Source organism: Marinilabilia sp. (genome assembly GCF_016278715.1).
Taxonomy (GTDB): domain Bacteria; phylum Bacteroidota; class Bacteroidia; order Bacteroidales; family Marinilabiliaceae; genus Marinilabilia.
Genome location: NZ_JADQBH010000258.1, coordinates 1 through 11,513, shown reverse-complemented (window position 1 = coordinate 11,513; position 11,513 = coordinate 1). Strand labels below are relative to the sequence as shown.

The following is an 11,513-nucleotide window of genomic DNA, read 5'->3' as shown; positions in this document are numbered from 1 at the left end:
CTCTTAGCTCTTAGCTCTTGGCTCTTAGCTCTTGGCTCTTGGCTCTTGACTCTTAGCTATTGCTCGTAACTTTAAGGTTAAGGCATATTGCTTCGTAAGCGTTTTCCTTTTCCTTCGCCACAATCTCCTTTACGTCGTTTTCCCATTCCTTCTCCTATTTTACCAATTGGGGGTTCTCCGTCTTTTGGGGCACAGCGCCCCAATTTTCTACCCGCTTGGGGACCTTGTCCTTCAGGGCCTGTGTGATCCATTCTCGGCATATCCTTATCCTCTTATTCGTTTCACAATATCTTTGATGGTCAAATCATCCTCTTCGATAATAACCATCTGAACATTAAATTTCTCCAGCAAATCCTTGGCTTTGGGCCCAAAATCTCCGGAAATTACTTTTCCGGCTCCCAACTCCACAGTTTTCTCAGCAGCTTTTGTACCAGCGCCACCTGTAGCATTTACATGTTCATTTTCAAAAAATTCCGTTTTCCCTGTTTGTTCATCCAGGATACAAAACCAGGCTGCACGTCCATAGCGCTTGTCAAAGGAAGCATCTAAGCTTCCACCTGTCGATGTTATTAGTGTTTTCATTTTATTTCGATATAAGTGTTATTTCTAAAAATCTAATAACCAAACTACTCTTTGCGTTGGTAATACTAAATTTGAGCTTTGCCGGGTTTCTTTCACTAAGGTGTCACCCCTGCCGGGGCTTTTTCATGCATTGCAACGCCATTTCTACCAAACTGTCGCCCCGCAGGGGCTGGTCAACTATGAAAAAGAAAAAACGAACAATAATGACCTTCATCTATTTACTAAAAAATAAATGACCATGCCGGTAATCCAGCTTCAGCCAAAACAACACCCACCATGCCCTTTGCTCCATGCCCCATGCTCCATGCTTACTTCACAGCCTCCACATTAAAAGACCTGCAAACGGGACAGTTACGTTCACTGCCCGTCTGTGGAAGAGTGAAACGTGCGTTACAGGCATTACAAACAAGCCAGCTTTTATCAAGATAAGCATGTCCGTAAACCGCTTTTATCTCTTTAACCTCCACAAGGGCCAAAGCTACTTTTCGTCTGGCCCTCTCATAAATCCTGGCAAAAGTGGCTCTTGACACACCCATTACTTTGGAGGCCTCCAGGTGATTCATCAGGTCAAAATCGGCCAGTTTCAGCGCTTCATATTCTTCATAATGCAACTCAACAGGAGTTCCTAAACTATTTGGGTTGCCATAAGGTTTATACCCCTTAAAACCTGGTGGTTTCACCACCTTTCTCAATGATTTGGGTCGTGCCATAAATGAACTATTGTTCATGCAAAGATAATGAGAATATTCTCAAAATAAAGAAAAAAAGAAAAAAATAGAGGTTAGATAATTAGATATTGGGGGTATAATTCTGAAATCAACACTTCTCTAAATTTCAACAATCGCATAATAGCAGATATTTAGAAAGCGAAGTTTAGGATTGCATGGTTTCGCTCGTTTTCACTAATCAGATTTCGCAGTTCCCACTGACAAAGCTCTTTTCGCAGCTTCAGCGCCAAGCTTCAGCAATTCATCGGCGCGATGAAAATCGAAAGTGCTGGCAGAATCGGCAGGAATATCAATGACAATATCGGGCTTGAAACGTTGGATATTCATTTTGGCAAGCTTATGAATCATTGCAGCAGAACTGGTCGTTAGCAAGGAGATATAACCAAGACCCTTTTTATCACCGGTAGCTACCAAATTGGAAAAGGTCGCGAACAGCCCTTCCTCTCCGTGTTTTTCTTTTTGGTCTTTACTTTCATCAAAAACCTCTGCGTTAGGTTGTTTGTCCCCATATAGGTTTACAACCACCAGCAAATCATCGTCTTTTCGTGCCACATGTTCAATAGGAATGGGATTTAGAATTCCGCCATCAACCAAAAAAGTACCATCGTATTTTACGGGAGTAAACATTGCCGGAATAGCAATAGAGGCCCTGACTGCTCTGTAATAACTGCCTTTGTCAAAAACTATTTCTTTTTCATTCAGGATATCTGAAGCCACCGCAGTAAAAGGAACCATCATATCTTCAATGTTGATGTCAGGAATGAACTCCTTCATTTTATCAAAAACACGTTCACCCTTCAACAAGCCAGTAGAAGTAAATGAAAAATCCATTAGCCCCCATATCGCACGACGATCCAGCGTCTTAATCCACTCCGTGTAATCCTCCAACTTCCCCATAGCCAAAAGTCCGCCTATAACCGCACCAATTGAAGAGCCTGAAACTGATGTAATCTTATATCCCCGGCGCTTCAACTCTTCAATTGCACCAATGTGAGCAATTCCTTTTGCTCCTCCACTTGACAATACTAAGGCAATATTTTTTTTATCTTCCATTGGAAAACACAACTTATGATTTTAAACTCTTTGAACAAAGAAATTAATAAACCCCCAAAAACCCCACTCTAAGGAAAAGAAATTTTTATTCTTCCCAAAAAAGAGACTTTAGGATTGGAAGAAAGCTTACATCGGTTTATAGACCCGAAGTTACACAATTGGGCTCCGTCCAGGGATCTTCCAGTACTGTCAAATACGCAATAAACCTTAATCCTTTGAGGTAATTCACTCACAATGAAGGACCGATTATGAAGTGTGTATGTGAAAAATAGGGTTATAGGAAGCAAGGCGAATCATTTTTTGAACAATAACTTTTTCTTCTGCCATAGAAAGCCGAAACATCAATGTTTTTCCGAAAAGGTTCCTTATTATTGTCAATGTAGAACAAAAGGATCAAGAATCCTCCTAATCACACCACATATAAAAAATCCAATACACTAAAAAATAAGCATTATGCTCTTTCAGAAATTAGTAACCATTGAACCCATATCCCTGATTCCTGCTGCAGAAAAACAACTGCACTTATTTGCAAAAGAAGTGATTTTTTATCCGGATATTCCCTCGGGAGATGAGGAGATTGCCAACCGCATTGGAGATGCGGATGCAGTAATGCTTAGCTACACTTCTCAGCTGACTAAAGAAGCTCTGGAACAATGTCCGAATGTAAAATATATCGGTATGGCATGCTCGCTATACACTCCCGAAAGCGCCAACGTGGATATTAATTATGCCAACAGTCGGGGAATAACCGTTACCGGTATTCGTGATTATGGTGACGAAGGAGTAGTGGAATACGTAATCAGTGAACTGGTGCGTTGCCTGCATGGATTCGATCAAACTCCATGGACCGATGTGCCACGCGAAATCACAGGACTAAAAACAGGCATTATCGGGCTGGGAAAATCGGGAGGTATGATTGCTGATGCATTGAACTTTTTCGGTGCCGATGTTTCATACTTCTCCCGAAACGAAAAGCAAGACGCAAAAGCCAAAGGATATCGCTTTCTTCACCTGGACAAACTACTTAGCGAAAATGAGGCCGTTTTTTGTTGTCTCAACAAGAACACCGTTCTACTGCACAGCAAAGAATTTAAGGCATTGGGGAATAAAAAGATACTTTTCAATACCGGATTATCCCCGGCATGGGACGAAAAACCCTTCATGGAATGGCTTGAAAACGACAATCTGTGCTTTTGTGACACCACAGGAGCCCTGGGAGGAGACCACTTTCTTAAACATCCAAATGTAAGATGTATGCAGGTATCCTCCGGACGAACAAGTCAGGCATTCATCCGGTTAAGCAATAAAGTAATTGACAACCTGTCTGCCTTCACAGGCATCAAAATACAATAGGCGAGGCCAGATTACGTAAAACCCGCTACTTCAGGTATAGAACTAAATTCTCTCCCAAACCACTTTCTTCGAGAAAAAAAACTTCGACCCTTTGGCAATCAGGTAATCGTCATGAACCGTCTCGATTTCCAAATCAACCCAAATACCCTTTTCCGGGGCATACATTTCGCCATTTGTCCATTTTTCGGTTTTGTCATCGTATTCAAGATTGCGAATGATGTGTTTCCCGATAAGTGATTGTTCGCGTTTACTTTTATCCGGATTATTAATGTCTTTCGATTGCCCTCCATTGAATTCAGTTACATCAACAATCTCTCCGGAAAATTTATTTTCCACTTTAAAAAGCCTGATGATTACCCCGTTGGGAAGCTCGTATTTGCCCGCCAAATCGGGCCCTGTTTTCTGCCGGCTTTCTGCCTTAATATTGACGGCAAATAAAACGATGAGCAATATGGTCATGATTGACAATATCATTCTTTTCATACTAAATTTTCTATCGGTTGACCGAACTTTCAAAAATATTTCTAAATGGGGATTTCATCCCTTAATCCCTGACCTGCTTTTTTGTCTTACCTGCAAGGTCGACCCCACACAAATCTTCACAAAACCATTTAAATGGTCCGTTCAAGACAAATGTATTTCATAACCTTTTTAATCCAGTATCCTCTCATTAAACACATAATCCTTAAACGGAATGCGGAAAAACAAACGGTAAAGAACAGGTACAAACAGCAGAGTGATTAATGTGGCAAAGAACAATCCGAAGATGATGGCCAGCGTAAGCGGCTCCCATAACAGACCTCCTCCAAACAACAAAGGCAACATACCCAGTGATGTGGTGAGAGTGGTAAGCAACACAGGACGAAACCTGTTATTGGCTGCTCTCAAAATAGCATCTCTGCGGTCGACATCAGGATTTTCATTGATTTCCACATCAATACGGTCAATCAATATAATTGCATTGTTCACTACAATACCCGCCAGAGCAATCACACCGAGAACTCCAAAGAAACTCACGAAAGAGCCCCCTATATACCATCCGGCTACGACACCAATCATTCCCAGCGGAATGGCCAGTACAATAATGGTCGATTTCCGGATGGAGTTAAACTGAAGAACCAACAATATCAGAATAAGAAAAAATGCCAACGGAAGATTTGCAAAAATAGCCCCGAGGTTTTCGTTGGTATCCTCATCTTCTCCGCCAAATTCATAATCATAACTGGCAGGCCACTCAGCTTTCTGCTCATCCATCCACGCGCCGATGTCCTCAAAAATATCGGAGGCATTGTACCCCGGTTTAAGGTAAGACCCGGCGGTTATAGTTCGCTTCAGGTCTTTTCGTTTAACTTTAGCAAATTGCCAGGCTACAGAAACATCAGCAACCTGTGTCAGCGGAATATTTTCTCCGGTGGCAGAAGAGAAGATGGTAAAAGTATTTAAGGATGAAACATCAAGTTCCTGATAATCCGAACTCCGCAGAAAAATAGGGATCTCTTCGTCGGCATCATAAAGACCTCCTATCCTCATCCCCGACAAACCGGTATTAAGAGCGGAAGCTATCTCAATATTTGTCAGACCAAACCGCCGTGCCCTTTCCTCATCAATTTCCACAGCCAGTTTCTTTACTTTCGGACCCCAGTCGTCAGTGATGTTCTTAGTTCCCTCTGTTTCAACCAGCTTCTCCTTAACATTTTCGGCAATCATCGCCAGCTGGTCAGGATCACTCCCCGAAATTCGTACCTCTACGGGAGTGCCTGAAGCTCCGGCACCTGTCAGTCGGTTGACACGAATATCGGCGTCAGGAATATAATTGAAACAGAAACTGTCAACCCGGGCAATAATAAAATCGTTATCCACATCGCCGGTAGTATTCAGCAACATGTGGGCATAGTTCGAATTGGCTTCATCCTTAAAATATCCCAGGTCATAAGGCTCCGGCCCCTCTCCGATGAAAGCAGAATAATCGAGAACTCCGGGAGCTCCATCAGGATAATCGTCCGTAACTAAAAGATTTTGAGATATAAATTGCCCGATATCATCAACAGCCTTTTCGGTATAGTCGATGTGTGTGCCCGAAGGAAACTTAATATCAACAGTAACCAGATTCCTGTCGCTATCGGGTACCAATTTAAACGGAAGCCACTGCATAGAGACCAGTGCAACAACAAATAAGAACACAATAAACCCTAAAAAGAGAAATGGTCTCTGCAAAACGTGATAAAGCACTCCGTTGTACCACCGGTTCAATTTTTCCATATAGTAATCGATAACTCCCGGTTTCTGGTCATCCGATGTCTTCTTGCTTTTTACGATTACCACAGCCAGTAAGGGGGTAAAAGTAAATGCCAGTAACCAGGAGCCAAGTATGGTAGAACTCACGACCCAAAAGAGCGGCGAAGAAATTTCCCCCATGGGTGTATTGGCCAGGGCAAACGGAAGAAAAGCCGATGCGGTTGTCAGAGACGAAATCAACAATGGAATAATCAGTACTTTTCCGGAATAAACGCTGGCTTCAAAGGTGTTCATGCCCCGTTTCATGTTTACCAGTATCGATTCGGAAACCACAATCCCGTTATCAACCAACAATCCCAGGGAAATAATCAATGCTGCCAGAGAAACCTTGTTGAGACCGATGTCCATCAGATTAAGAAAAAAGAAAGTGCTGAGGATGACCATTGGCAGCAGTGCAGCAACAAGAGAGCCTGTCCTTAAACCAAGGAAAAACAGCATCACAGCCAGCACAATAACCACACTCTGCACCAGGTTTATCAGAAAATCATTGACCTGCCCCTTCACCACGTGATCCTGCGATGCCGACCGCACCACCTCAACTCCCAAAGGAAGGCGGTTGTTGATGACCGGAAGTACATTATCAATATCCTCCCCCATGCGAACAATGTTGGCCCCGTCCTTAAGGGAGACAAACAATGCAATGGCCTTTTTTCCATTAATCTTTACAATCTTCTCTGCCGGAGTAATATAATCACTGTAAATTTTAGTTGTAATATCATTAAGATATACCACCGACCCTTTGCCTGTAGGAACAAGTGTATTTTTCAAATCATCGAGGTTCTCAAAACTGCCTGATGGTTCCAGCTCAATACGTTTTCGTCCCACATTAATTATACCTGCAGGAGAAAGCACATTGGTAGCAGCAATTATATTTTTGAGCTCGTTACCTCCCAAGCCGTATTGTGCCAGTTGTTTATCGTCAAACTCAATAAATATGCGTTCTTCCTGAATTCCACCATACTTGATTTTTGAAACATCCGACAACTGTAGAAGTTCTTCACGCACATCTTTTGCATAATCCTCCAATATGCGGTAAGGCACCCCGTCGCCGGTCACCCCGAGGATAACGCCAAATACAGTTCCGATATCATCATCCTTAACGATTGGTCCCATAATATTTGATGGAAGCTGCTTCCTGGTGTCACCCACTTTGTTGCGCAAAGTAGTCCATACCGATTGAAGTTCCTCATCACTGACTTTCACCAGCAACTCAACTGTAATAACTGACAACCCGGAGCGTGATTCGCTGGTAATGGTTTTCACTTCAGACATCTCACGAATGGATTCCTCCAGTGGCTCAGTTATAAGAACTTCAACCTCATCAGGGGCCGCTCCCGGAAAATGCGTAACCACAGTAGCCAGTCGAATGGTATAGGGCGGCATACTATCGCGCTCTAGTTGGAAATAGTTAGTAACCCCTATTATTGCAACAACAAGAATAACGATAATGGCTATCCGGCTGTTTTTTAATGTAAGCCTTGTTAAATTCATGCTTCGTTTATTTTGAGTTTTTTACTCCACTCCGTCCAGCAACCTTACTTTTCTTCCTTCATACATAAACCGTAACCCGGCAGTTATCACCAGGTCGCCTTTCGAAAGACCTTCACGAATCTGAATCCCATCAGGCGTTAAGCCTCCGGATACAATTTGTTTTCGCTTTACCACAAACACATCGCCTTCGGATGGTTCTGCCACAAAAACATAATCTCCCTGTTGGTCATGACTTACAGCATCTTCGGGAATAAATATTGATTCATCACGGTTCCCGGCAGACGAATCCAGAAGAAAAGAAACCGTTGCCGTCATGCCCGAATAAAGGTTCGCTCCCGTCTTTTGCATTCCGATGACCACGGGATAAGCCGACGCATTTTTAGCAGAGCTTCCCAGCTCGGTAACATGCCCTTTTAAAGTCATATCCCTGCTCGATGTAAGAGAAACATCCGCCTCCAGACCCACTTTAAGTTGGCCGATAATGTTTTCGGGAACAGTGGTTCTCACTTCAATATTATTCAGGGATGACAGCATCAGGGCAGGTTTTCCGGCACCAATCATTTCACTTTCACCGATAAAAACGGAATTTATTACGCCAGAGAACGGAGCCTTCATACAAGTATAATCCAGCTGATTCTGCGCAGCACTCACCTGCGCAACGGCCGATTTCTCCATTGCTTCAGCAGACTCGAGCTGAGTTTTTACCCGTTCATAATCTCTCAGTGAGATGTTATTTTTGATATACAGATTTTCCATCCTTTCAAACTCCGAACGGGCATTGGCCAGTTGCGCTTTCGCATTATTCAGGGCTGAAAGTGCTTTTGAATACTGAATGAAGTAATCTGTGGAATCCAGCCGAACCAGACAATCACCGGTTCGTACGGTATCACCCATTTCTACATTCAAGCGGTCAACAGTACCACCCACTTTAAAACTAAGTCTTACCTCATCGGCAGCCCGGGTTACCCCCGGAAACGAAAGCCTGGTACCATGAAACGACTCACCAACCTCATGAAAAAATACAGGCCGGATGGCTTCTTCCTGTTCAGCTTTTCTGCCACAACCTGCAACCAGTAAGGCAAAAAAAAGCATGTATAAGATTCTCATATCTTTTTGTTTTAATTGTTACACTTCCGAAGATGGCTCTCCAGAATGGTCGGGATTTGCCAGGAAAGATTAGGTTCGGCGGATTTCTATCCGCCGGTTCCTCTCCAACGGCGGATAGAAATCCGCCGAACCTGCTCAACGAATAACCTTTCTAAGGAATTCGAACATTGAGCATCCCTGCTTATCATAAACTAATTATGCCCCAAACTTTTTTTGGGATAGTCACTCGCAACAAACAAGTTATTACTAAATTATAAGGAATGGACGTAAGTAAAATACCAGGCCAGGCAAACATCTCCAATCTTTCATAATAAAACCTTTGGGTTTATTTTTTATCGCAATGGTCATTCCCCTAGTCCTTCAGATTCAAGAACTTCGAAAGCGACTCCACATACTCCTGATGGCCTTCTGCATCCTTCAGGAAAGAATAATCACCCTGCAATCTTTCTGCATCCACATAATTCAGTAAATATCGATAACGGGCATTGACGGCAAGCGTTTTAGTCCGAATCATCATGTTTTGGGCATCTACCAACTCAACTACCCCCACAGCCCCCTGGACATAAGCATCCTGCACCATCCCGAAGTTTTCTTCAGCTGCCCGGGCTGCATTTTCGGCCAACTCCAGGTCTTTAAACGATGCCTGCAACTGCTGCACCGTTGAGCGAATACCTGTTTGCATATTGGTGATTAACTCTTCTTTTTGCCACTCAATTTTTTCCTGTTCCAGGACGGTGCGCTTAAGCTCATTTTTTCGCTTAGCACCTTCGAAGAGCGAAAACCTCATACTGACTCCCACATTCCAGGTAATATCGTCGGGTGGTTCAGGAACGGGTAGTTGAGGATTCCTTATTGTTCCTTCCCGCACAAAGGCCTGGTCGGCTCCCGCCCCCAAAGCGACTTCGGGTAAATAAGATTTGCGGACATACAACTTCCGTTTTCGTTCGGCAATATCTCCGGCTGTTCTGATTTTCATAAGTTCCGGAGAGTTTCGGTGCATTTGTTCAATCAGAAAATCTGCATAACGCTCAGTAATGAGCGGGTCATCAAAACATTGAGACAACAATTCCTGATGCTCAACAATCAGCTTCAGCAGGTCAACCGACTGCGGGACAGGAACCATCTGACTAACAGGCCTGTTGAGCAGTTGGTTAAGCCGATACATAGCTGATTTGTAAGCAGCTTCGGCATCATAAAAGTCCATCCTGGAAAGATTCACTTCACTCTCCCACCGATTGACATCAGAAACACTTGCAGCACCTTCCTGCTCTCTGGCTTCGGCTATTTTAAGATTCTGAAGATTGGCATTCAGATTTTCATTGTGAATTTTCAGATTGTTGCTGCCATAAAGCACATTCACATAAGCTTCGACAACATCAGCAACAATATCCAGCATGGTCTCCCGGTTGCTCTGCTTTACATTCTCTGCCACCAGCTTTTGAATGGCAATATTGGCAAAGGCTTCTTCGGAATAAAGTACCTGCTTCAGGAATGCCGAACCGGTAACAGTGAACTCTCCCTTTTGTCCCATGGAAGCCTCCACCAGATTCTCACTCAGTTGAACCGCCGAACCGGAAACATCAACAGATGGCAATACATTCGAACGGGCAATTTTAACATCCTGCCGGGCCATCAGTAAGTCATTGTCCGTGATACGCCCCTGCAGGTTATTTTCCAGAGCAAGAGAAATTGCTTCGTGCAGTCCCAGCTCCTCGCCTGGCATCTTCTCGACATTCATCAGGACAGCATCCTTCATGCCGGCCCATGCCGGAAACCTGTTAATTTGCCTTACGCTCTCCATATTTACCACGAGGCGACGTGTTTCATCATTGGCAGAAACCGGTATTTGCGACAAATTGACTCCTTCAATAACTTCAACAATCCGCGTAGCCGTGGCCCGCGCCATTTGCAAAAATGAAAACCGGGGGGTATAAGAAACGGTAGCACCAAGCTCCAGATAATCTGTCCCTTTAATCGCGAGAGAAGGAATCCCCTCAGAGTTGAACCGGGAAAACAGCTTCTGAATATCCCCGGTTGAATGCCCCGTCATTGGCAGCATTACAACGGCATCAGTTCCGTCAGGGAGAGTTACATCCATAGACGTCTCGGCGTCTAAAGGGACAAAGGAGATTTGCATGTTGTTATCGTCAGTTTCCATAAGTTCCCGGATATAATCCAGTTCGTTGTATAATTTCCCGGGCAATACCACAGAAACATGACCAGCATTAAACAAATCTGAAAATGCCTCTAAATCCTTTTTTATATCAATCGGCGACTCTATGTAAGAGAAATTATGCACTCCTGAAGTCCGCCCCGTTATAACAGGTAAACGCTGTAAATCTGCATCAAGAGTGGTCGCGGCAATTACAGGCTTTGGAAAATCAGACAATACTGCTGCCACATCAGACGAAAGAAGCCCCACAGTCACAATCAGGTCAATTTCAGGATTGTTCATGAATTCAAGCAGATATTCACCTGACTTCTCCTTCTGCCAATCGGCTTCCGCCTCATAAAAAGCCACGTTTTGTCGCCCTTTAGTCAACGCTTCCACTTCCGCCATAATTTGATTGCTCATAAGCTGAAGTTCTCCCCCCGAAGCATCTTTCACAATTCCCACCCCAAAAGTCTGACCGGCAATGGGAAAAGAAGTTGCCAAAGAGAGAATGGCGACTATTACTAACTTGAATTTTGACATTGTTTTGATTTTAGACAAGTGTTTGTTAATGCTAACTAACTGCGCTGTGAAAAAAATATCGGGGAATCAGAAGATGACATCCATGACCACCCCAAATTATAAAATTTTACACCAAACCTGTCCTAAATAGATATTTTTAAAGAGCTGAATGACATGTTGGGGACCGACCTTGGCAGGTAAGCCTAAAAACAAGGTTGTTTTATCGTAAA

The 11,513-nt window shown here is 43.5% G+C and carries 9 protein-coding genes; 1 reads left to right on the top strand and 8 read right to left on the bottom strand.

Annotation, left to right across the window (positions count from 1 at the left end; all coding sequences use genetic code 11):
- Positions 1-77: 77 nt before the first annotated feature.
- From QZZ43_RS15860 to QZZ43_RS15845, 4 genes are all read right to left on the bottom strand, one after another.
- Complete coding sequence (locus tag QZZ43_RS15860; protein ID WP_291861428.1) at positions 78-260, bottom strand: DUF5320 domain-containing protein; 183 nt, start codon at positions 258-260, stop codon at positions 78-80.
- 4 nt (positions 261-264) lie between these two features.
- The gene (locus QZZ43_RS15855; RefSeq protein ID WP_291861426.1) at positions 265-582 is read right to left on the bottom strand and encodes a NifB/NifX family molybdenum-iron cluster-binding protein; all 318 of its coding nucleotides are present in this window, start codon (positions 580-582) and stop codon (positions 265-267) included.
- Between the two features lie 308 nt (positions 583-890).
- On the bottom strand, positions 891-1,292 hold the full coding sequence (locus QZZ43_RS15850) for a DUF134 domain-containing protein (protein ID WP_291861424.1): 402 nt from the start codon (positions 1,290-1,292) through the stop codon (positions 891-893).
- A gap of 192 nt (positions 1,293-1,484) precedes the next feature.
- The gene (locus tag QZZ43_RS15845; protein WP_291861422.1) at positions 1,485-2,363 is read right to left on the bottom strand and encodes a patatin-like phospholipase family protein; all 879 of its coding nucleotides are present in this window, start codon (positions 2,361-2,363) and stop codon (positions 1,485-1,487) included.
- Positions 2,364-2,816: 453 nt separating this feature from the next.
- On the opposite strand from QZZ43_RS15845, the gene QZZ43_RS15840 reads away from it, so the two are divergent.
- Positions 2,817-3,716, top strand: a complete 900-nt coding sequence (locus QZZ43_RS15840) for an NAD(P)-dependent oxidoreductase (protein WP_291861421.1) — start codon at positions 2,817-2,819, stop codon at positions 3,714-3,716.
- A 42-nt stretch (positions 3,717-3,758) separates the two neighbouring features.
- Here the strand turns inward: QZZ43_RS15840 and QZZ43_RS15835 are convergent, their stop codons facing one another.
- The 4 genes from QZZ43_RS15835 to QZZ43_RS15820 all read right to left on the bottom strand — a co-directional run bounded on the left by QZZ43_RS15835 (position 3,759) and on the right by QZZ43_RS15820 (position 11,304).
- On the bottom strand, positions 3,759-4,199 hold the full coding sequence (locus tag QZZ43_RS15835) for a DUF2147 domain-containing protein (RefSeq protein ID WP_291861419.1): 441 nt from the start codon (positions 4,197-4,199) through the stop codon (positions 3,759-3,761).
- Between the two features lie 168 nt (positions 4,200-4,367).
- Entirely contained in the window at positions 4,368-7,502 is a 3,135-nt protein-coding gene (locus tag QZZ43_RS15830; protein ID WP_291861416.1) for an efflux RND transporter permease subunit, read from the bottom strand.
- Positions 7,503-7,523: 21 nt separating this feature from the next.
- A complete protein-coding gene (locus QZZ43_RS15825) occupies positions 7,524-8,609 on the bottom strand; it encodes an efflux RND transporter periplasmic adaptor subunit (RefSeq protein ID WP_291861415.1) in 1,086 nt (361 codons plus the stop codon).
- Positions 8,610-8,961: 352 nt separating this feature from the next.
- Positions 8,962-11,304, bottom strand: a complete 2,343-nt coding sequence (locus QZZ43_RS15820; protein ID WP_291861413.1) for a TolC family protein — start codon at positions 11,302-11,304, stop codon at positions 8,962-8,964.
- Positions 11,305-11,513 lie beyond the last annotated feature (209 nt).